The organism is Microbacterium sp. NPDC055502 (assembly GCF_053643635.1).
In genome coordinates this window covers 490,526-511,047 of sequence record NZ_JBSHKJ010000001.1, presented here as the reverse complement: position 1 = coordinate 511,047, position 20,522 = coordinate 490,526, and the positions used below count along the sequence as shown (strand labels likewise).

Below are 20,522 nucleotides of genomic sequence, written 5' to 3'. Positions count from 1 at the left end.
GGAACCCCATGAGTGCAAAACCCGTCATCGACCTGACCGGACGCGTCGCCGTCATCACCGGCGCCGCCGGAGGGCAGGGCCGCTCGCACGCCGCTCTGTTCCACGAGCTCGGCGCCGACCTGGTGCTGACCGACCTCGACGGGGCGGCCGTGCAGGAGGTCGCGACCGCGTACGGCGATCGCGCGATCGGCCTCGCGCACGACGTCTCCTCCGCCGACGCGTGGGGCGCGGTCGCCGAGGCTGCGCGCGAGCGGTTCGGCCACGTGGACGTGCTGGTGAACAACGCCGGGTTCTGCCCCGAAGGACCGCTCGCGGAAACGGCCGAGCGCGTCATCCGTCTCACGCTCGACGTGAACCTCATCGGCCCCATGCTCGGCGTGCAGGCGCTGCTCCCGCTCCTGGGCGACGGCGGCTCGATCATCAACATCGCCTCGACGGCCGGGGTCGCCGGCTACGCCAACCGCGTGCCCTACTCGGCGTCGAAATGGGGGCTGCGGGGGGTCTCCCACGCGTTGGCCCGCGAGCTGGCGGGCAGCGGCATCCGCGTGAACACCGTGTGTCCCGGCGCCGTCGACACGCCCATGATCACCGAGGACACCCGGGCGGGGGTCGGGTTCATCTCACGCATCCCCATCCCGCGCGCGGGCCGGCCCGAGGAGATCTCGGCACTCGTCGCCTACCTCGCGAGCCCGGCCAGCAGCTACTGCACGGGACAGGACTTCGTCATCGACGGCGGTCAGGTCGCCTGATGCCGTCGTACGCGTTCGACGGCGTGGTTCCGGTGGTCGACCCGACCGCGTTCGTGCACGAGACCGCGAGCCTGATCGGTGACGTCGTGATCGGTCCCGGCTGCTACATCGGACCCTTCGCGAGCCTGCGCGGAGACTTCGGTCGCATCGTCGTGGGGGAGGGGTCGAACGTGCAGGACTCGTGCGTCATCCACGCGTTCCCCGGTGCGGACGCGGTGCTCGACCCGCACAGCCACGTCGGCCACGGGGCGGTGCTGCACGGCTGCCGCATCGGGTCGTTCGCGCTGATCGGCATCGGGGCCACCGTGCTCGACGGCGCCGAGATCGGGGCGGACGCGCTGCTGGGCGCGGGTGCCGTGGTCACCGCGGGCACCGTGATCCCGCCCGGGTCGAAGGCGCTTGGAGCCCCGGCGCGGGTGGTCGGGCTCCTCGACGACGACGCGCAGGAGTGGAAGCGGAACGGCGTGCGCATCTACCAGGAGCTCGCCCGGCGCAGCCGTGAGACCCTGGTGGCGGTGGAGCCGCTGCCGGCTGCGGAGCCCGACCGCCGACGCACCACTTGGGCCGCGGACGCCGCGACACCGCTGCGCCGTCGACGCGCGGAGGGACCCCGGTGAGCACGGCTGAGTTCGCGGACTGGCTCGACATCACCCGCACGATCCTGCGGTACGGGCGCTACGCCGATCAGCGGAGGTTCGCCGACATGGCGTCGTTGTTCGTGCCGGACGGGCGGATGCTCCTGTATCGGCCGCGTGCCGATCACCCGGCCGAGACGCCGCGGGGGACGGCGGAGCTGGTCGCGGCGTTCGAGGCCCTCACGGCCTTCGTGGCGACCAGTCACGCGCTGTCTCCGAGCGATGTGGAGGTGCGAGGCGACACCGCCCGGGTGCATACGGCCTGCCTGTCGCACCACATCCGCGAGACCTCGGAGGGACGCATCCGCTTCACCCTCGCCGACCGCTACGACGACGACCTCGTGCGGGTGGACGGCCGCTGGCTGTTCCGCGAGCGCCGCAAGTACACCGACTGGACCGAGACCACCCCGCTTCGCCGCTGAGGCCGCCGTCAGGGCTGCGGTCAGAGGCGTGCGAGGGCCCAGGGCTCGGCGGCGGCGCGGAGCTCGCGCGGGGTGCCGAACAGGGTGCCGAGGGCGTGCGCGCGCTTGAACACCAGGTGCGCGTCGTGCTCCCACGTGATCGCGATCCCGCCGTGCAGCTGGATCATCTCTCCCGCGACCCGGGTGAGCGCTTCCGAGCACACGGCCTTCGCGATCGTGGCCAGCTCCGCGCGGTCGGGGGCGCCGGACGCGAGGGCGTCGGCGGCCGCGCGGGACGCGGTGCGCGCCACCTCCACCCGCACGTGCAGGTCGGCCATGCGGTGCTTGAGCGCCTGGAACGAGCCGATGGGTCGCCCGAACTGCACCCGCTGCTGCGCGTAGGCCACGGTGTCGTCGAGGGCCCGCGCCGCTGTGCCCGCCTGCACCGCCGCGACCGCCGCGAGCGCGAGCGCCCGCACGTCGTCGAGCACGGCGGGATCGCCGTCGCCGAGCGGACGGGCAGGGACCCCGTCGAACCGGAGGGTGGCGAGCCGCAGGGTCTGGTCCATCGTCGGGTCGTCCTCGCGCGCGACCGCCGCGGCGTCGAGCACCTCGAACAGGCGCGAGCCGTCGGCGGTGCGGGCCACCGCGACCAGCACGTCGGCGGGCAGCCCGTCCAGCACGAAGCCCGCCGTGCCGGTGAGCGTCCACGCCTCCCCGTCGGCCTCGGCGTGCACGTCGATGTGGTCGGGGGCGAAGCGTCCGGACGGGTCGGCCCACACGAGCGCCGCCGCCGACGATCCCTCCGCGATGCCGGGCAACAGTCGGGCGGACGCCTCCGCATCGCCCGCGGCCAGGATCGCCTGCGCCGCGATCGCGACCGAGCCGAGGTACGGCGACGGCGCGAGCGCGTAGCCGATCTCCTCCAGCGCCAGCTGCGCCTCCCGCAGTGTGAAGCCGGCGCCGCCGTGCTCCTCGGGGACGGCCATGCCGGCGATGCCGATCTCCTCGCAGAGCAGACGCCACAGGTCGGCGTCGAACCGTTGGTCCGACTCCAGGGCCCGACGCGTCGCCGCACTGTCGGCGCGTTGGCTCAGGATCCCGCGCACGAGGGCGACGAGCTCCTGCTGATCCTCATCGGGTTCGAAAGACATCACCGCTCCTTCGGAAGGATGTCGCGGGCGATGCGCGCCCGATGGAAATCCGGCGTGCCCCACGCCGCGGACAGCGCGGGCGCGAGGCCCAGCCAGATCCGCAGCGTGTGCTCGGCCGTGTAGCCGATCGCGCCGTGCACCTGCAGCGAGGTGCGCGCGGCGCGCAGCGCGGCGTCGCCCGCGGCGACCTTGGCGGCCGACACCGCCCGGTCCTCGTCGGGCTCGTCGGCGCGCAGTGCCGCGTTCCACACGAGCGGCCGCGCGAAGCTCAGCGCGATCCGCACATCCGCCAGCTGGTGCTTGAGCGCCTGGAACTCCCCGATCGGACGGCCGAACTGTTCGCGCACCTTCGCGTACGACACGGCCTCCGCGAGCAGCCGCTCTCCCGCGCCCACGAGCAGCGCGGCGGCGGCGAGGGCTGCTTCGTTCAGGGCCGCGTCGAGGGCGCCGGGCACGAGCGGGGTCGAGGCTCCCGTGGGGGAGAGCCGGGCGAGACGCCGGGTGGGCGCGACCGAGGTCAGCTCTGCGCCCGGCTCGCCCTCGTTCAGCGCGTCACCGCGGACGAGGTAGCGGTGCGTGGCCACGGCGGCGTCCACGGCGGCGGGAGCGACACCGTCGACCGCCGCGGTGGCGATGGCTCCCGCGGCGAGGGCCTGCCGCGTCCCGTCGTCCACCAGGGAGGGCAGCAGCGCGACCGTCTCCAGGTAGGGGCCGGGCACGCCGTGGTAGCCGAGCCGCTCGAACACCACCACCAGGTCGCCGAGGGTGCCGCCGAAGCCGCCCGCCTCCTCGCTCACCCGCAGCCCCAGCAGCCCGAGCTCGGCGAACTGCGCCCACAGGGCGAGCCCGGGGGCGGTGTCGCCGTCGGCCCAGGCACGTGCGACGTCGGCGCCGCCCGCGCCCTCCACGATCTCGTCGATGGCCTCCGCGAACGCGGTCTGTTCTTCCGTGGGCAGGAACCGCATCAGGCGCGCCTTCCGTCTCCGCCGCGGGGGAGTCCGAGGATCCGCTCCGCGATGATGTTCCGCTGCACCTCGTTGGTGCCCGCGTAGATGGGACCGGCGAGCGCGAACTGGTAGTCGTCGACCCAGCGCCCGCCGTCGACCGCCGACTCCCCGCGCAGCTCGGACTCCGGTCCCAGGATGCGCAGCGCGGTCTCGTGGATGTGCACGTCGAGCTCCGACCAGAACACCTTGTTGATGCTGCCCTCCGCGCCGACCGCACCACCGTCGAGCAGGGTGCTCACGGTCTGCCACGTGAACAGCCGGTAGGCCTCCGCGCCGATCCAGGCGTCCACCACGGCGTCATCCTCGCCGGTCGCGCCCCGCTCGGACTGCAGTGCGATCAGGCGGTCGGTCGCGGCGAGGAACCGTCCCGGCGCCCGCAGCGACAGTCCGCGCTCGTTGCCCGCGGTGCTCATGGCCACGCGCCATCCGTCGCCGGGAGCGCCCAGCACGTCCTCATCGGGCACGAACACGTCGTCGAAGAAGATCTCGGCGAACCCGGTCGTGCCGTCGAGCTGGGCGATCGCCCGCACCGTGATGCCCTCGGCGTCCATCGGGAACAGGAAGTACGTCAGGCCGCGGTGCCGCTGCGCTTCGGGGTCGGACCGGAACAGGCCGAACCCGCGGTCGGCCCACACCGCGCGCGAGCTCCAGATCTTCTGGCCGTTGAGCACCCATCCGCCGCGGTCGTCGTCGCGGCGGGCGGTGCTGCGGATCGCGGCGAGGTCGCTGCCCGCTCCGGGCTCCGACCACGCCTGCGCCCAGATCAGCGAGCCGTCGGTCATGGCGCGCAGGTACCGCTCGTGCTGATCCGGGGTGCCGTGCTCGAACAGGATCGGCGCGAGCAGGGAGATGCCGTTCTGCGCCACCCGGGTCGGGGCGCCCGCGCGGTAGTACTCCTCCTCGAACAGCACCCACTCCGTGATTCCGGCGTCGCGGCCGCCGTACTGCTCGGGCCAGGAGACGACGGACCAGCGGCCCTCCGCCAGCTCGGCCTCCCACGCGCGGTGCGCCGCGAAGCCCTCGGCCGTGTCCATCGAGGGCAGCGGTGTGGACGGCACGTGCTCGGTGAGCCAGGCGCGCGCCTCCGCGGCGAAGGCCTCCTGCGCGGGGGTGAGGTCGAGGTTCATCGGGATGCTCCGTCCGCGGTGTCGGCCTTGATGGTGCGCACGTCCACGCCGCCGAGGGAGTCGCCGCCCACCTCGGCGTTGTGCGCGTGGGCGGCGTGGTGCAGCCCGAACACGGAGTCCATGCCGGGGCGCAGGCCCTGCAGATCCTCCGCCTGGTTCACGGCCTTCTTCGCGAGGGCGAGCCCGAGTCGGGGCATGCGGCCGATGCGCTCGGCGAGCTCGAGCGTGCGCTGCTCCAGCTCGGACGACGGGACGACGTGGTTGACCATGCCGAGTTCGTGCGCGCGGGCGGCGGGCATCCGGTCGCCGGTGTACAGCATCTCCTTGGCCGCGCGGGGGTTGGTCACCCAGGGGTGTGCGAAGTACTCGACGCCGGGGATGCCCATCGCGACGACCGGGTCCTGGAAGAACGCGTCGTCGGAGGCGACGATGAAGTCGCACGACCAGGCGAGCATGAGCCCTCCGGCGATGCAGGCACCCTGCACCATCGCGATCACGGGCTTGGGGATCTCGCGCCAGCGGCGGCACATCCCCAGGTAGACCTCGGACTCGCGGGCGAAGCGGGAGTCGACGCCCTGGGCTCCGACGTGGTCCCACCAGATGACGGCCCTGCGCTCGAAGCTCTGGTCGATGTCGCGCTCGGGGGTGCCGATGTCGTGCCCGGCGCAGAAGTGCTTCCCGTTCCCGCCGAGCACGATGACCTTCACGGCGTCGTCGTCCACGGCGCGGGTGAACGCGGCGTCGAGGGCGTAGGTGACCTTCGAGTTCTGGGCGTTGCGATACTGGGGGCGGTTCAGCCGGATGATCGCGGTCGCGCCGCGCACCTCGTAGGTGACCACGGCGTCCGAGTCGTCGGTCATGGCGGGTTCCTCTCTGAACTCCCGGGAGCGAAACCAAACAATCGCTTGGTTTAGTTTGATACTATACGGGAACGGTCCGCCGAAGACCACGACTCGATGAGGAGCACAGATGGACGCGACGCAGCACGACGCGGACGAGCGATTCCGCGCCGAGATCCGCGGCTGGCTGGAAGAGAACCTCACCGGTCGCTTCGCCGCGCTGCGCGGCCGCGGCGGCTCCGGTCGCGAGCACGAGGACTTCGAGGCGCGCCTGGAGTGGAACCGGCACCTGGCCGCTGCGGGGTGGACGTGCGTGGGCTGGCCGGTCGAGCACGGCGGCCGCGGACTCAGCATCGCGCAGCAGGTCATCTTCCACGAGGAGTACGCCCGCGCCGACGCCCCCGCCCGCGTGAACCATCTGGGGGAGGAGCTGCTCGGCCCCACCCTCATCGCGCATGGCACGCCCGCGCAGCAGGCCCGCTTCCTGCCGCGCATCGTCGCGGTCGAGGAGCTGTGGTGCCAGGGCTACTCGGAGCCGGGCGCCGGATCCGACCTCGCCGCGGTGGCGACCAAGGCTCAGCGCACGGGCGACGAGTGGTCCGTCACGGGGCAGAAGGTGTGGACGTCCCTCGCGCAGCACGCCGACTGGTGCTTCGTGATCGCCCGCACCGAACCGGGATCGAGCCGCCACCAGGGTCTGTCGTATCTGCTCGTGCCGATGGACCAGCCCGGCGTCGAGGTGCGCCCGATCCTGCAGCTCACCGCGACCAGCGAGTTCAACGAGGTGTTCTTCGACGACGCCCGCACCGATGCCGACCTCGTCGTAGGCGGCGAGGGGAACGGCTTCCGCGTCGCGATGGCGACCCTCGGCTTCGAGCGCGGCGTCTCCACCCTCGCGCAGCAGATCGCGTTCCGTCGCGAGCTCGACGCCGTGATCGAGACGGCGCAGCGCACCGGCGCGATCGACGATGCCGTGATCCGCGACCGCCTCGTGCGCGCCCGCATGGACCTGGAGGTGATCCGCCAGCACGCCCTCCGCACGCTCGGCGGTGCCCAGGGCGACGGCGCCTCCGTCGCGAAGCTGCTGTGGTCGAACTGGCACCGCGCGCTCGGCGAGCTCGCGATGGAGGTCGCCGGACCCGAGGCCCTGCGGGTCGGCGCGGACTACGCGCTTGACGACCTGCAGACGCTGTTCCTGTTCAGCCGCGCCGACACGATCTACGGCGGTTCCGACGAGATCCAGCGCACCGTCATCGCCGAGCGCGTGCTCGGCCTACCCCGAGAGGCCCGCCCATGAGCTCTTCCGCCCCCGCCTACGTCCCCGGTCACGGCCTGCTCGACGGGAAGCGCGTCGTCATCACGGCCGCCGCCGGAGCCGGCATCGGTCAGGCCGCCGCGGTCCGCTGCCTGGAGGAGGGCGCGGCGCTCGTGGTGCTCGGCGACACGCACGCCGGCCGCCTCGCCGAGACGCAGAGCGAGCTGGGTGACCGTTTCGGCGCCGACCGCGTGCGCACCGCCGTGTGCGACGTGACCGTCGAGGACCAGGTCGCCGCCCTCCTCGACCTCGCGGAGGACGGCGGCGCGATCGACGTGATGATCAACAACGCCGGGCTCGGCGGGTCGGTGTCGATCCTCGACATGACCGACGAGCAGTGGGACAGGGTGATCGACGTGACCCTCACCGGCACGTTCCGGTGCCTGCGCGCGGTCGGCCGCCGCATGGTCGCGGCGGGCACGGCCGGCGTCATCGTCAACAACGCGTCCGTGATCGGCTGGCGCGCGCAGGTGGAGCAGGCCCACTACGCCGCCGCGAAGGCCGGCGTGATGGCGCTCACCCGCAGCGCGGCGATGGATTTCGCGCCGCACGGCATCCGCGTGAACGCCGTGTCACCGAGCCTCGCGATGCACCCGTTCCTGGAGAAGGTCACCTCGCCCGAGCTGCTGGAGCAGCTGAAAGCGCGCGAGGCGTTCGGCCGGGCCGCGGAACCCTGGGAGGTCGCCAACGTCATGGTGTTCCTCGCCAGCGCATACTCCTCTTATATGACCGGCGAGGTCGTCGCCGTCAGCAGTCAGCACGCGTGAACCCGGAGAGAAGGAACACCATGGCAGAGGCATACATCGTCGACGCGGTCCGCTCGCCCGTCGGGAAGCGGGGCGGCTCGCTGTCCGGCATCCACCCGGCCGACCTCGGCGCGCACAGCCTGAAGGCGCTCGTGGAGCGGACGGGCATCGACCCTGGCGCGCTCGACGACGTGATCATCGGCGCGACCGACACGATCGGAGGACAGGCGGGCAACGTGGGCCGCTCCGCCGTGCTCGTCGCTGGCTTCCCCGAGCACGTGCCCGGCGTCACGATCGACCGGCAGTGCGGTTCGAGCCAGCAGGCCGTGCACTTCGCCGCGCAGGCCGTGATGAGCGGGACCAGCGACCTGGTGATTGCCGGCGGTCTGCAGAACATGTCGCAGCTGCCGATCTCCTCGGCCATGGTGGCCGGAGAGGCATACGGCTTCACCACGCCGTTCGCCGAGTCGCCGGGCTGGCAGGAGCGCTACCCCGGGCAGGAGATCTCGCAGTTCGTCGGCGCGGAGATGATCGCCGAGAAGTGGGACATCACGCGCGAGGAGATGGAGCGGTTCGCGCTGGAGAGCCATCAGCGGGCGGCCAGAGCGCAGGACGAGGGTCGGTTCGACGGCGAGATCGCCCCGCTGAACGGGCTCGACCGCGACGAGGGCGTGCGCCGCGACACCTCGCTCGAGCGTATGGCGGGCCTGCAGACGCTCACCCCCGGCGGACGGCTCACGGCTGCCGTGGCCTCGCAGATCAGCGACGCCTCCAGCGCGGTGCTCGTCGCGAGCGCGCAGGCGGTGAAGGACCACGGGCTCACGCCCCGCGCGCGCATCCACCACCTGTCGGTGCGCGGCGACAGCCCGGTGTTCATGCTCACCGCGCCGATCCCCGCCACGCGGTACGCGATGGAGCGCACGGGCATGAGCCTCGACGACATCGACCTGTTCGAGGTGAACGAGGCCTTCGCGTCGGTCGTTCTCGCCTGGATGCGCGAGACCGGGGTGCCGCACGAGAAGGTGAACGTGAACGGGGGCGGCATCGCCCTCGGTCACCCGATCGGCGCGACGGGCACCCGTCTCATGACGACGCTGCTGAACGAGCTCGAACGCACCGGCGGTCGCTACGGTCTGCAGACCATGTGCGAGGGCGGCGGTCTCGCCAACGTCACCATCATCGAGCGCCTCTGAGGCTGCGCATCCGGGCCTGACGACGGACGACCCGCGGATGGCGTGCGTCCGGGCCCCGGGGGGCGCGGCTCCCCGGGGCTCAGGCGAGGACGCAGGAGGCGGCGGCGCGGAGGTGGGCCACGGCGTCGCGCACCACGCGGTCGACGAGCTCCTCGCAGCTGGGGAGGTCGTCGATCAGCCCCACCACCTGGCCGGCGGCGAGCATGCCCGCGGAGGTGTCGCCGTCGACGAGCCCGGCCTTCAGCAGCATCGGAGTGTTCGCGGCGAGGGTCATCTGCGTCCAGGAGCGCCCGGTCGCCTTCTTCATCGACACCGCATCCCGCACCAGCTGCGGCCAGCTCAGGCCGCTCAGCTTCTTGAACTCCCACGACCGGCGCAGCGTCGGCAGCAGGCGGGACACCCCGCTTCCGCCCTCCAGTCCCTCCACGAACTCGGTGCGCAGCAGGCGGTGGGGCATGCCGTCGGCCTTCGAGGTGACGACCGTGCCGTCCAGCCCGAAGTCGAGGTATCGCCGCTTCACGGCCTCGGGCACCGAACTGTCGCTCGTGAGCAGGAACCGCGTGCCCATCCCGACCCCGGCGGCGCCGTACGCGAGCGCGGCGGCGAGACCCCGTCCGTCGTGGAAGCCGCCGGCCGCGATCACGGGGATGTCGACGGCCGCGACCACCGAGGGCAGCAGGATCGAGGTGGGCACGGCGCCGGTGTGACCGCCGCCCTCACCGCCCTGCACCATCACGGCGTCCGCACCCCACGCCGCGACCTTCTCGGCGTGCCGCACGGCCCCGATCGAGGGGATCACGACCACGCCGTGGTCCTTGAGTCGCTCGATCAGCTCGCGTCGTGGGGCGAGAGCGAAGCTGGCGACCTTCACGCCGTGCCGGATGAGCAGTTCGACGCGCTCGGTGGCATCCCCGGCGTCGGCGCGCAGGTTCACGCCGAAGGGCCGGTCGGTGCGCTCGGTCACCTCGATGATCTGCCGTTCGAGCTCGTCGATGGTCATGGTGGCGGAGGCGAGGATGCCCAGCGCTCCGGCCTGCGCGGTGGCGGTGACCAGGCGGGCGCCGGCGACCCAGCCCATGCCGGTCTGCACGATCGGATGGTCGACGCCGGTCAGGCGCGTGAGCGGCGTGGAGAGCTGCGGGGGCGTGGTCATGATGCGATCACCTCTCGGTCGCGGAGTCCGCGGGGGTCGAGACGCTCGCGCACCAGGCGCAGCTCCTCGGCGGTGGGCTGCCGGGTCTCGGGGACGCCGGCGGGGATGTGCAGCGGGAAGCCGGTGGCCGCGACCACCCGGTCGAGGGTCACGCCGGGGTGCAGGCTGACGAGGGCGACCGTGTCGCCGGGGCCGGTCAGGTCGAGCACCGCGAGGTCGGTGACGATGCGGCGCACGTCGTGGAAGCGGTGGGCCCCGGCCGTGCGCGCCCTGGCCGGCCCGACGCCCGTGACCACGTCCACCCGGTCCACGAACACGCGCGGGCTGTGGCGGGCGACCCAGTAGCTGGTCGCGTGGTTGACGGTGTTCGTGGCGGCGGCCCTGGCGCCGAGCAGCTGCCGGGTGGGACGGTCGCGGTCGCCGATCGCGGACAGGTTCTGGTCGCCGTGGCGGTCGAGCTGTGCGGCCCCCATGATCACGTGGCGGCGACCGCGGGCGATCAGCTCGAACAGCTGCGCGTAGGGGAGCGGCGCCTCCGGCTCGCGGAACGGCTCGTCGACGGCGGGGGTGTCGGCGTACAGGGTGGCTTCGCCGTCGCTGAGCAGCAGGCCGGGCGCGTGCGTGAGCCGCGCGAGCCGCACCCCGACGGTGGGCACGATGCCGACGGGGCTCGCGAGGATCGTGCCCGCGCCGCGGAAGAGGTCGCTGCACGCGGCGATCGCGACCTCGGCGCGCGTGGCCGTCATGGTGTCGCCGCCTCACTCGTCCGCGGGGCGAGCTCGCCCGCCCGAAACCGGGTCAGATACGCCTCACGGTCCGCGGGCGAGGCGGCCGCGGCGGCGTAGGCGCGCTGCCCCTCCTCGTCGCGGTCGTGATGGGGCGGATACGCCGTGAACCCGGCTCCGCCCGGGGCATACACGATCCGGTCGGTGAGCGTGCGGTCGAGGAAGCGCGCCGTGGGGCCGAGCCCCGTCCACAGCGCGGCGGTGTCCACCACCTCCTCCACGCTCACCACGGTGTGCGCCGCCGCGCCCGCGAACAGGTCGTCGAAGAACAGGTCCGGCCCGAGGCACACGGCGGTGCCGGCGGCGTCGGCCCGGTCGAGGTGGAGCAGGGCGAGGTCGAGGGGCACGGCGGGCATCGCCACCAGCACCTCGGCGTCGGCGTAGGGCGATGTGATCGTGCGGATCTGGGGGTTGCGGCTGACGGCGTCCGAGCCCGCCCCCGCCCGGGTGGCCTCGAAGGGCAGGCGCCGGGCGGCGGCGCGGAGTCCGGCGACCAGCATCGCCTCGTCGTACTCCACGCTGCGCACCGCGCCGGACTGCCGGGCGTCCGCGAAGTAAGGGTCGATCGCGATGCTGTCGAGCGAGACGAACCCGTGCACGATCTCGGACGCCTGGCCGGTGGCGCAGAGCAGGCCCACGTCCGGTCCGCCGAAGCTGACGATGCGCAGGTCGCGCGCCCCGGAGAGCACGATCTGCCGCACGAGGGCCATCGGCTTACGCCGTGAACCCCAGCCGCCGACGCCGATCGTCATGCCGTCGCGGATCAGCGGCGCGAGATCGGCGGCGGATCCGGCGGTGGTCATGTCGTCAGGTTCTCGCCGGTCGCGACGAACGCGTCGCGGTGCTGGTCGGCGACGCCGGCGAGGTTGAGCTCGAACGTGAAGCCCTGCTCGAACCGGTAGCTGCGGTTGACGTCGATCGGGTCGATGCCGTTCAGCGCCTCCTTGGCGGCGCGGATGACGCGCGGGTCCTTCGCGGCGATCTCCTCCGCGAGCGCGAGCGCGGTCGCGTCGAGGTCGGCGCGTGGCACCACCGCGTCGACGGATCCGAACTCCGCGAGACGCTGCGCCGTCACCGTGCGGCTCGTGAAGTACAGCGAGCGCAGCAGATGCTGCGGCACGAGGCGGGCCAGGTGGGTGGCGGCGCCGAGCGCGCCGCGGTCCACCTCGGGCACGCCGAAGGTCGCGTCGTCGGAGGCGACGATCACGTCGCTGTTGCCGACGAGGCCGATCCCGCCGCCCAGGCAGAAACCGTTGACGGCGGCGATGACCGGAACGGCGCACTCGTAGATGGCCTTGAACGCCTCGTAACAGCCGCGGTTGGCGCCGAGGATGCCGGAGAAGCCCTCGATGCGCTGCATCTCCTTGATGTCGACGCCCGCGTTGAACCCGCGGCCCTCGGCGCGGAGGATGACGACGCGGGTCTCGGCGTCGGCCGTGGCCTCGCGCATCGCGGCGGCCACGTCGAACCACCCGGCGACGGGGAGTGCGTTCACCGGCGGGTAGTCCATCGTGACGGTGCGGACGCCGCGAGGGTGCAGGGTGGAAGTGATCGTCATCGGACACCTAACCTAACGTTTGCTCAAGCGCACCCTAGCAGTTGCTTGGTTATCGACGGAACCCTCACCGTGCATTTGCCCTAGCAATTGCTTGGTTGGTATGCTCGGGCGCATCCCACCCGCGTCCGCCGACGCCGCTCGAAGGAGAGTCGACCATGGCAGGAATACTCGAAGGCCGCGTGGCCATCGTCACCGGTGCTGGTCGCGGCCTCGGCCGAGAGCACGCGCTGGAGCTCGCGCGCCAGGGGGCGAAGGTGGTCGTGAATGACCTCGGCACGACCCTCGACGGTGACGGCGTCTCGGTCGGTCCGGCGCAGGAGGTCGTCGAGCTCATCGAGGCCGCCGGGGGAGAGGCGATCGCGAACGGCGCCGACATCGCCGACTTCGCGCAGGCCGGGGCCCTCGTCGAGCAGGCGCTCACGGCGTTCGGACGACTGGACATCCTCGTGAACAACGCCGGGTTCGTGCGCGACCGCATGCTGGTCAACGCCGGCGACGACGAGTGGGACGCGGTGATCCGCGTGCACCTCAAGGGGCACTTCGCGCCGCTGCGCCACGCGAGCGCGCACTGGCGTGCCGAGGCCAAGGCCGGGCGGCAGCCGGTCGCCCGCGTCGTGAACACCTCGTCCGGCGCCGGGCTCCAGGGCAGCATCGGGCAGGCGGCCTACTCCGCCGCGAAGGGCGGCATCGCCTCCCTCACCCTCGTGGCCGCCGCCGAGCTGCAGCGGTACGGCGTGCACGTCAACGCGATCGCCCCATCCGCCCGCACGCGCATGACCGAGGGGCCCTTCGCCGACGCGATGGCCGCGCCCGCGCACGGCTTCGATCGCATGGACCCGGCGAACGTCTCGCCCGTGGTCGCCTGGCTCGCCAGCGCGGACTGCGACGTCACCGGCCGCGTGCTGGAGATCGAGGGCGGCCGCCTCTGCCTGGAGGAGGGATGGCGGCACGGGCCCCGGCGTGACCGGGATCGGCGGTGGGACGCGGCCGAGGTCGGCGAGGCGGTGCGGGCCCTGGTCGCCGAAGCTGCTGCCCCCGAGCCGGTGTACGGCGCATGAGCGCGGGCGACTGGGCCGGGCGCGACCTCGGCGAGCAGACAGTCGGCTACGACGAGCGCGACGCGATCATCTACGCGCTGTCTGTCGGGGCCGCCGCGACCGACCTCGATCTCGTGTTCGAGGACCGTCTGCGCGTGCTCCCGTCGTTCGGGCTGACGCTCGCGCAGTGGGCGCCCGACGTGCTCGCCGAGGCGGGGGCGTTCGACGACCGCGCCGTGCACGGCTCGCAGACGCTGGAGGTGCACCGGCCGCTGCCGCGCTCGGGCGAGCTGCGGCTGTCCGCCCGCGTCGGCGACGTGTGGGACAAGGGTTCCGCGGCCGTGTTCGACGTGATCGTGGAGTGCGCCGAGTTCACCGCGACCTGGTCACTGTTCGCACCCGGTGCGGGCGGGTTCGGCGGGGAGCGGGGCCCGGCGCGGGCTGCCACCGACGAGCGACCGGCGGGTGCGACGGCCGACGTGACGACGTTCCCGACGCAGGCCGCCCTGTACCGGCTGACCGGCGACCGCCACCACATCCACATCGATCCCGCGGCGTCCGCGCGGATCGGGCAGCCCGTGCCGATCCTCCAGGGGCTGTGCACGCTCGCCGCCACCACCCTCGTCCTCGCTTCCGAGCAGGGCGCGCATCCGGCCGACCTCCGCTCGCTACGGGGCCGGTTCAGCGGTCCGGTGATCCCCGGCGATGTGCTCGAGGTCGAGTCGTGGCACGGCGGCGACTTCGAGTTGCGGCGCGACGGGACGCCCGTGATCTCCGACGGCCTGGCGGTGTTCGCATGAGCCGGGTGCTGGTGGTCGGCGCGACCGGGATGATCGGCAGTCACGTCGCCGCCGACCTCGCCGCGCGCGGTGACGCGGTGACCGTGATGGCGCGGCGCGAGCCGTCCGAGCGCGACCCCCGGGCCATCGCCGGGATGCCGCGCCTCCGGGGCGACTACACCGACGCCGGGTCCGCCGCGCTGCTCGACGGTTTCGACGCGGTCGTGTTCGCGGCGGGCAACGACATCCGCCACGTGCCCGCCGCGCAGGAGGACGACGCGTTCTGGGAGCGCACGCAGAGCGTCGGGGTGCCGCGCTTCGCCGCGCTCGCGAAGACCGCGGGCGTCGGCCGGTTCGTGCAGATCGGCAGCTACTACCACCAGCTGCACCCGGAGTGGGCGGAGCGGATCCCCTACGTGGCGGCGCGGCGCGACGCCGACGAGCGCACCCGCGCCCTGAGCGACGACGGTTTCGCGGCGATCACCCTGAACCCGCCGTCGATCGTCGGCGCCGATGAGCGCGGCCTGCGGCGGTTCGCCCGCATGATCGCGTGGACGCGCGGCGAGCTCGACGAACCCGCGCTGTTCGCCCCGCCCGGCGGCACCAACTACCTGTCGGTGCGCTCGCTCTCGCAGGCCGTGCAGGGCGCGCTCGATGCGGGCGAAGGCGGGCGGGCCTACCTGGTGGGCGACGCGAACCTCACGTATCGCGACTACTTCCAGCTGCTCGCCGACGCCGCCGGCAGCGCGCACACGATCGAGGAGCGCGACGAGGAGCATCCGTTCCAGCCCGACCGCTTCATCGTGCAGGGCCGCGGCGCGGTGATCGCGTACGAGCCGGACCCCGCGGAGACCGCCCTGCTCGGCTACGACCGGGGCGATGTCGAGCGCGCGCTGGCGGAGATCGTCACCGCGGCGGACGCGCAGCGCTGAGCCGCTCCCACAGCACGGCCGTCGCGGCGAGAGTGTCGGCGAGGGTGCCGTCCGTGCGCAGCACCTCGTCGGCAATCGCGATCCGGTCGGCCTCGGCGCCCTGTGCGCGGAGCCGCCGCTCGGCCTCGGCCGCATCGTGCCCCCGCTCCTCCCGCAACCGTCGCAGGCGCATGGCCTCGGCGGCCTCGACCGTCACGACCCGGTCGTACGTCCAGGGCAGGGGGGCGGTGGTGCGGCTGAGCAGCGGGATCTCGTGCACCACGACACCCGGTTCGCGGCGGGCCTCGGCGATGCGCGCAGCCACCTCGGCCAGCAGAGCCGGGCGCAGCAGGGCGTTGTAGCGGGAGAGGAGGGCGGGATCGTCGAACACGCGTGCCGCGACCGCCGCCCGGTCGAGAGACCCGTCCGCCGCGCGGACCTCGGCCCCGAGCAGCGCCGTGATCCGGTCGAGCAGCGCCGCGCCGTCCGTGGTGCCGGGATCGACGATGGCACGGGCGGCCGCGTCACCGTCTACGATGCGGGCACCGTGCGCGGCCAGGGCGCGCGCGACCGTGCTCTTCCCCGCGGCGATCCCGCCCGTGAGTCCGACCAGGATCGCCGCCGTCACGAGGGTTCTCCCGGTCGCGACGCGTCAGGGACGGACGAAGCGGACCTCGGTGAGCGTCTCGCCGAGGAAGGGCTCGGTGTGCGAGGCGCCGTCGAGGTGGAAGCCGTTGCGCGTGTAGAAGCGGTGCGCGCGGGGGTTGTCCTCCGCGACCCACAGGTAGAGCGGCTCGTCCTTCTCGACCGCGGCGTCGAACAGCTTCTGGCCGATGCCGGTGGAGTGGTACGCGTCGAGCAGGTAGATGAAGTAGAGCTCCCGGAAGGCGGGGGCGTCCTTGTCGCGGGCGGGGCCGGAGCCGACGAAGCCGACGATCTCGCCGTCGACGAGGGCCGCGTTCATCTTGAAGTCGGGGCCCTGGGCGGCCCAGTGCGTCCACAGCTCGGCCATGCGGCGGGGCGAGACCTTCTCCAGCGCGGCCTTGCTGATCAGGTGATCGTAGGTCTCGTGCCAGCACTGCGCGTGCACGCGACCGAGGGCTTCGGCATCCACATCACGGACCGGACGGACGATGACTTCGGGCTGGGCTTCGGCGCTCATGCGGTGACTCTACGCGCGGCCCGTGAAAACTCGAAATCGGCGCGGAGCGGGGTGACGCGCGGGTGAACGGCCTGGAGGAACCGCACAACGATATTCACGGTTCGTGCGCCGCTGGCTACGATCGTCCCTCGTGAACGTGATCTGGCGGACCCTCCTCGTGATCCTCGGCGCGCGGCGTCGCGTGCGGCAGGGGAAGACCCTCGACCCGACCGCGGTGAGCAGCGTCACCGTCACGACCCTCCCCACCGACCTCGACATCCTCCGGCACATGAACAACGGCCGCTATCTGTCGCTGTTCGACCTCGGCCGCTGGGATCACCTGATCCGCACCGGGCTGTTCGACGTGATGAAGCAGCGCGGCTGGTACGCGGTCGTCTCGAGCGAGACCATCACGTTCCGCAAGTCGCTGCAGCTGTGGCAGCGCTTCGAGGTGCAGTCGCGGTTCATCGGCCACGACGACAGGGCGCTGTTCCTGGAGCACCGGGCCGTGGTCGACGGCGAGGTGTACGCCAGGGCCATCGTGCGGGCGCGCGTGCTGCGGCGCACGGGCGGCACCGTGAGCAACGAGGAGCTGTTCGCCGCGGTCGGCAAGCCGGAGGGCGTGCCGGAGATCGACGCCTGGGTGCACGACTGGGCGGCGGCGTCCGCCCTCCCGCCCGTGCGCACGCCCGCCCCCAGCGTCTGGAACTGATCAGGCGCGCGGCGGGCGCACTGCCGATATATTGACGCTGTGCTGGCCATCCTGACGACCGCCGGGCGCGTGCTGCTGCGGCACTGGCCCGCGCTCATGGCGTGGTACCTGGCCGGGGTCCTCGTGCACTACGTGATCACCGAGATCGCCGGTTTCGTGGGTGCCACCTCGGCCACGCTGGGCTTCCTGGTGCTGCCCATCGCGATCCTCGCCCGGCTCGTCAGCCTGGTGGCCATGTTCCTGGTGCTGCGCGACGGGCTGCGCAACCTGCAGGAGGTCGCCCCGCTCCCGGAGTCCGCCGCCGACCGGCGCCGGACGTTCCTCACCGCGCTGCTCGCCGGGATCCTCCCCTTCTTCGCCGTGTACTGGGCGCAGGGCCTGCTCGGCGAGGACGTGCGCACCTACTCGGCCCGTGCCCTCGAGGTGCGCTCCGGGATCATCTGGACCGCGAGCGTCAACGGCGAACCGGCCGTCGGCTCCGAGGACACGGTGCTCAACCTGCCCCTCAACGTCTGGACGATCGCGATCATCGTCGTCGCGTTCGCCGGGCGATGGGCGTGGTCGAAGTGGTCGCCGAAACTCGCCGCCTGGCTCTCGCCCGTGGCGGTGTACTTCGAGGTCGTCTGGGTGTTCTTCTCGGTCATGGTGCTCGGCGACGTGTTCGACGCGATCAAGGCCTGGGTCGACAGCCGAGCCGCGATGGCGGTCCTGGAAGACGTGCGCGAGGGACTGCTGGACGCGGTCGCGCCGCTGCGGTGGCTGTGGGACGGGGTCGGCTGGGTGCTGTCGGAGGCCGGTCCGGTGCTGCTGGCGCCGCTGGCGTGGCTCACGATCGCCGGCGTCGTGTTCGGGCAGGCGATCGTGGCCGAGAAGCTGCGCGTCGAGAGCCGGTTCCTGTCGCGGTTCCGTCAGCACGCCGAGGCCATCCCCAACCCGCTCGTGCGCCGGCTCAGAGACCTCGGCGACGAACTCGGCGCCCGGTTCCGCCCGATCGGTCGCGCGCTGCTGCTGATGTGGCGGGCCGGCCCGCTCCTGGTCGCGTCCTACGCCCTGCTGTACGTGGTGGTGAAGGCGCTCGAGTCGTACCTGGCCTTCGGTCTCACCCGCCTGATCGGTCCGCACGACTTCGTCTTCTGGGCGGTCGCGACGCCCCTCGTGTCCCTCGTCCCGATGCTGCTGATCGAGCCCGTGCGCATCGCCGTGATCAGCGGCGCGTACGACGCCACGCTCGGGCGACTGCGACGCAAGCAGCAGGAGCGCTCCGACACCACCACCGGTTCCGCGGCCGAGGCGGAGATGCGCGCCGTCGCCGATGCCGCGGGGCTGCTGCCCTCCTCGGTCGACGCGGTCGCCGCGGCCGTCGTCGCCGCCCCGCCGCGCGATGCCGTGGGGGGTCAGAGCTCGAACGCGAACCTGAGGAACGAGCCGCCCGCGTCGTAGGGTCGCACATCCACCCAGAACGGGCCCTCCGCGTCGTCCGGCACCACGAACGGCACGACCAGCTCGTACTCTCCGGCCTCTGCGCTCAGGCACGTCTCCGGCTCGTCCGGGTCGGACAGCAGCCCGATCTCCAGACGCACGGGGCGCCACTCGCGGCCCGTCGCCCGCTCCACCAGCTTCGGGGTCTCGCAGCCGATGCCCGCGGTGCTCGCGTCGACCGGCACCGCCACGGCGATCAGCCGCGTGCCGTCGGGGACGTCGAGGCCGCTCACGTCGTCGATCTCGCCCCCGCGCACCGGGCCCCACTCGGCTCCGGCGAGGTCGGCCGAGGCGTCTTCGTCGACCGTGATCGCGGTGACCGCCCTGGCTCCGAACCCGAAGTACTGATACCACTCCTGCCAGCCGACGGCCGCGGCGGTGACCGGGGCGAGCACCGCGAGGGCGACGAGCGCGACGGCGTTGCGACGCCACCACGACGGCCGACGCGGCGCCGGTGCGGGCTCGACCGTGGGCGCGGGCGGGAGCGGCGGAGGCGGGATCGTCATCGGCGGGCCCACCCGTTCTCGTCGAGGAGGATCGCGGACTCGACCGGGAGGTCGGCGAGGTCGAGCGGCAGGTCGACGACCCCGTCGAGCAGCACCTTGCCGATGCCGGCGCCCGCGACCCCGAGACGCAGGGTGGCGCGGTCGTCCGCGACGTCGTCTGGCAGCTCGAAGGCCAGGCTCCCCGCGCGGGGGACGCCGGTCACCAGCCGCTGCTGCGCGAACGTCGTCCCGCGATCGGTGGCGCTGAACGTGCGGTCGCCGATGGTGAGCTGCGCGAGCGAGAGGGTGCTGAGGTCCTGCGTCACGGCGGACGCGGCCTCCAGGTCGACCACCAGCCAGGTGCCGTCGGCCGACCAGCCGTCCGCGTCTTCGACCCGGTCGGCCAGGCGCACGTCGGTGATCGTCACGACGAGGTTGCGCACGGCGGCCTCCTCGCCGATCCGCGTGACCCGGGGGAACGCGGCCGTCGCGGCGTCGTCCGGAAGCGTGACCTTCGACACCACCCACGCGCCGGCGAGCAGCGCCGCGGTGAGCAGCCACACGAGGACGTGCTTCTTCACGGTGCCGTCCCCTCGCCGATCCGTGCCGTGAGGGTCGCGCCGACCCGCACGTCGGTCCAGTAGTCCCCGCGGATCACCCGCGAGCCGACCGCGTGCGTGGAGTCCGGCAGGGTGAGCGTGAGCTCCTCGCCCTCCCGGTAGTCGTCCGGCCCCACGAGCCAGGCGAGCAGCAGTCGTGCGGGGACGTCGGGCTGCAGCGTCGGGGCCCCGCGTCCGTCGTCGGCCCGCGACACCTGCCCCTTCTCGTCGAGGCCCTCGATGCGGATGCCGTCGACCACCGCCGACTCGGGGACGCCCGAGGTCGAGCCGCGCGGGGCGTGGAAGGTGTTCACCGCGTCGACCGTGACCACCAGCACGCGCTCGCCCTTCTCCTCCTCGGGGAACACCCACGTCTGCCCGCGGTCGTCGCGCAGCTCCACCGCCACGACCGTCAGCTCCAGGTCGGACCCCGCGTACGTCTCACCCACCGCGACCTCGGGGATCGGGTCGACCGCGGCCGCCTCCAGCCCGCCGAACACCGCGGTGCCGGCGAGGAGCAGCGCCCCCGCGCCGGTGAGCAGCCACGGGGTCGGGATCAGGTCGATGCTGCGCCGCGCCCACCCCAGCACCCTGGCCCGGGCGGCGGACGCGTCGCTGCGGCCCTGCGGCGCCGTCCCCTCCGGCGGTGTCGTGGTCACGGCAACAGCATAGGGGCGAGGTCGTGCGGCCCGGGCTCCCGCCGAAACAGGGGCCCGG

At 73.0% G+C, this 20,522-nt stretch carries 24 protein-coding genes; 11 read left to right on the top strand and 13 right to left on the bottom strand.

What is annotated here, in order from left to right:
- The first annotated feature begins 8 nt into the window (after positions 1-8).
- From ACWH95_RS02630 to ACWH95_RS02620, 3 genes are read left to right on the top strand one after another with little or no spacing between them, the layout of a single operon-like run.
- The gene (locus tag ACWH95_RS02630; RefSeq protein WP_206252610.1) at positions 9-749 is read left to right on the top strand and encodes an SDR family NAD(P)-dependent oxidoreductase; all 741 of its coding nucleotides are present in this window, start codon (positions 9-11) and stop codon (positions 747-749) included.
- Complete coding sequence (locus tag ACWH95_RS02625) at positions 749-1,366, top strand: gamma carbonic anhydrase family protein (protein WP_454120115.1); 618 nt, start codon at positions 749-751, stop codon at positions 1,364-1,366. The genes ACWH95_RS02630 and ACWH95_RS02625 overlap by 1 nt, the downstream gene beginning before the upstream one ends.
- Positions 1,363-1,806, top strand: coding sequence for a nuclear transport factor 2 family protein (locus tag ACWH95_RS02620; protein WP_378802844.1), 444 nt, complete (start codon positions 1,363-1,365; stop codon positions 1,804-1,806). Before ACWH95_RS02625 ends, ACWH95_RS02620 begins: the two co-directional genes overlap by 4 nt.
- A 20-nt stretch (positions 1,807-1,826) precedes the next feature.
- On the opposite strand, the gene ACWH95_RS02615 is transcribed toward ACWH95_RS02620, so the two are convergent.
- The 4 genes from ACWH95_RS02615 to ACWH95_RS02600 are packed head-to-tail and all read right to left on the bottom strand — an operon-like array spanning position 1,827 to position 5,933.
- Positions 1,827-2,939, bottom strand: coding sequence for an acyl-CoA dehydrogenase family protein (locus ACWH95_RS02615; RefSeq protein ID WP_454120114.1), 1,113 nt, complete (start codon positions 2,937-2,939; stop codon positions 1,827-1,829).
- Positions 2,939-3,904 carry an acyl-CoA dehydrogenase family protein gene (locus ACWH95_RS02610; protein WP_136034100.1) on the bottom strand — a complete coding sequence of 322 codons (966 nt, stop codon included), beginning with the start codon at positions 3,902-3,904 and terminating at the stop codon, positions 2,939-2,941. Before ACWH95_RS02610 ends, ACWH95_RS02615 begins: the two co-directional genes overlap by 1 nt.
- Entirely contained in the window at positions 3,904-5,073 is a 1,170-nt protein-coding gene (locus ACWH95_RS02605) for an acyl-CoA dehydrogenase family protein (protein ID WP_136034102.1), read from the bottom strand. The genes ACWH95_RS02610 and ACWH95_RS02605 overlap by 1 nt, the downstream gene beginning before the upstream one ends.
- On the bottom strand, positions 5,070-5,933 hold the full coding sequence (locus tag ACWH95_RS02600) for an enoyl-CoA hydratase (protein ID WP_136034104.1): 864 nt from the start codon (positions 5,931-5,933) through the stop codon (positions 5,070-5,072). Before ACWH95_RS02600 ends, ACWH95_RS02605 begins: the two co-directional genes overlap by 4 nt.
- A gap of 109 nt (positions 5,934-6,042) precedes the next feature.
- On the opposite strand from ACWH95_RS02600, the gene ACWH95_RS02595 reads away from it, so the two are divergent.
- From ACWH95_RS02595 to ACWH95_RS02585, 3 genes are read left to right on the top strand one after another with little or no spacing between them, the layout of a single operon-like run.
- On the top strand, positions 6,043-7,209 hold the full coding sequence (locus tag ACWH95_RS02595) for an acyl-CoA dehydrogenase family protein (RefSeq protein WP_136034106.1): 1,167 nt from the start codon (positions 6,043-6,045) through the stop codon (positions 7,207-7,209).
- On the top strand, positions 7,206-7,994 hold the full coding sequence (locus ACWH95_RS02590) for an SDR family oxidoreductase (RefSeq protein WP_136034109.1): 789 nt from the start codon (positions 7,206-7,208) through the stop codon (positions 7,992-7,994). Before ACWH95_RS02595 ends, ACWH95_RS02590 begins: the two co-directional genes overlap by 4 nt.
- 20 nt (positions 7,995-8,014) lie before the next feature.
- Complete coding sequence (locus ACWH95_RS02585) at positions 8,015-9,166, top strand: acetyl-CoA C-acetyltransferase (RefSeq protein WP_136034111.1); 1,152 nt, start codon at positions 8,015-8,017, stop codon at positions 9,164-9,166.
- A 79-nt stretch (positions 9,167-9,245) separates the two neighbouring features.
- Here the strand turns inward: ACWH95_RS02585 and ACWH95_RS02580 are convergent, their stop codons facing one another.
- From ACWH95_RS02580 to ACWH95_RS02565, 4 genes are read right to left on the bottom strand one after another with little or no spacing between them, the layout of a single operon-like run.
- Positions 9,246-10,319, bottom strand: coding sequence for an NAD(P)H-dependent flavin oxidoreductase (locus ACWH95_RS02580; protein ID WP_206252617.1), 1,074 nt, complete (start codon positions 10,317-10,319; stop codon positions 9,246-9,248).
- On the bottom strand, positions 10,316-11,065 hold the full coding sequence (locus ACWH95_RS02575; protein WP_452313269.1) for a CoA-transferase: 750 nt from the start codon (positions 11,063-11,065) through the stop codon (positions 10,316-10,318). Before ACWH95_RS02575 ends, ACWH95_RS02580 begins: the two co-directional genes overlap by 4 nt.
- Positions 11,062-11,907: a CoA transferase subunit A gene (locus tag ACWH95_RS02570; protein WP_452313270.1), complete on the bottom strand. Its 846-nt coding sequence runs from the start codon at positions 11,905-11,907 to the stop codon at positions 11,062-11,064. The genes ACWH95_RS02575 and ACWH95_RS02570 overlap by 4 nt, the downstream gene beginning before the upstream one ends.
- Positions 11,904-12,662 carry an enoyl-CoA hydratase family protein gene (locus tag ACWH95_RS02565; RefSeq protein WP_136037419.1) on the bottom strand — a complete coding sequence of 253 codons (759 nt, stop codon included), beginning with the start codon at positions 12,660-12,662 and terminating at the stop codon, positions 11,904-11,906. The genes ACWH95_RS02570 and ACWH95_RS02565 overlap by 4 nt, the downstream gene beginning before the upstream one ends.
- A 155-nt stretch (positions 12,663-12,817) precedes the next feature.
- Here ACWH95_RS02565 and ACWH95_RS02560 point away from each other — a divergent pair, with 155 nt between their 5' ends.
- Genes ACWH95_RS02560 through ACWH95_RS02550 form a run of 3 tightly spaced genes read left to right on the top strand, consistent with a single transcriptional unit; the run spans position 12,818 to position 15,410 of the window.
- Entirely contained in the window at positions 12,818-13,720 is a 903-nt protein-coding gene (locus ACWH95_RS02560; protein WP_454120113.1) for an SDR family oxidoreductase, read from the top strand.
- Positions 13,717-14,499, top strand: a complete 783-nt coding sequence (locus ACWH95_RS02555; RefSeq protein WP_454120112.1) for a MaoC/PaaZ C-terminal domain-containing protein — start codon at positions 13,717-13,719, stop codon at positions 14,497-14,499. The genes ACWH95_RS02560 and ACWH95_RS02555 overlap by 4 nt, the downstream gene beginning before the upstream one ends.
- Positions 14,496-15,410: an NAD-dependent epimerase/dehydratase family protein gene (locus tag ACWH95_RS02550; RefSeq protein WP_136034126.1), complete on the top strand. Its 915-nt coding sequence runs from the start codon at positions 14,496-14,498 to the stop codon at positions 15,408-15,410. The genes ACWH95_RS02555 and ACWH95_RS02550 overlap by 4 nt, the downstream gene beginning before the upstream one ends.
- Here the strand turns inward: ACWH95_RS02550 and coaE are convergent.
- Both coaE and ACWH95_RS02540 read right to left on the bottom strand, forming a co-directional pair.
- Positions 15,385-16,017 (bottom strand): dephospho-CoA kinase, encoded by a 633-nt coding sequence (gene coaE, locus ACWH95_RS02545; RefSeq protein WP_454120111.1) that lies wholly within the window; start codon positions 16,015-16,017, stop codon positions 15,385-15,387. The genes ACWH95_RS02550 and coaE overlap by 26 nt on opposite strands.
- A 24-nt stretch (positions 16,018-16,041) precedes the next feature.
- Positions 16,042-16,551: a GNAT family N-acetyltransferase gene (locus ACWH95_RS02540; protein WP_136034128.1), complete on the bottom strand. Its 510-nt coding sequence runs from the start codon at positions 16,549-16,551 to the stop codon at positions 16,042-16,044.
- A gap of 130 nt (positions 16,552-16,681) precedes the next feature.
- Between ACWH95_RS02540 and ACWH95_RS02535 the strand changes: the two genes are divergently transcribed.
- Entirely contained in the window at positions 16,682-17,242 is a 561-nt protein-coding gene (locus ACWH95_RS02535) for an acyl-CoA thioesterase (protein WP_136034130.1), read from the top strand.
- 39 nt (positions 17,243-17,281) lie between these two features.
- Positions 17,282-18,682, top strand: coding sequence for a hypothetical protein (locus ACWH95_RS02530; protein ID WP_136034132.1), 1,401 nt, complete (start codon positions 17,282-17,284; stop codon positions 18,680-18,682).
- Here the strand turns inward: ACWH95_RS02530 and ACWH95_RS02525 are convergent.
- Genes ACWH95_RS02525 through ACWH95_RS02515 form a run of 3 tightly spaced genes read right to left on the bottom strand, consistent with a single transcriptional unit; the run spans position 18,637 to position 20,464 of the window.
- Complete coding sequence (locus ACWH95_RS02525) at positions 18,637-19,227, bottom strand: hypothetical protein (RefSeq protein ID WP_247637793.1); 591 nt, start codon at positions 19,225-19,227, stop codon at positions 18,637-18,639. The genes ACWH95_RS02530 and ACWH95_RS02525 overlap by 46 nt on opposite strands.
- On the bottom strand, positions 19,224-19,787 hold the full coding sequence (locus ACWH95_RS02520) for a hypothetical protein (RefSeq protein ID WP_454120110.1): 564 nt from the start codon (positions 19,785-19,787) through the stop codon (positions 19,224-19,226). The genes ACWH95_RS02525 and ACWH95_RS02520 overlap by 4 nt, the downstream gene beginning before the upstream one ends.
- Positions 19,784-20,464: a hypothetical protein gene (locus ACWH95_RS02515; RefSeq protein ID WP_454120109.1), complete on the bottom strand. Its 681-nt coding sequence runs from the start codon at positions 20,462-20,464 to the stop codon at positions 19,784-19,786. The genes ACWH95_RS02520 and ACWH95_RS02515 overlap by 4 nt, the downstream gene beginning before the upstream one ends.
- Positions 20,465-20,522: the final 58 nt, after the last annotated feature.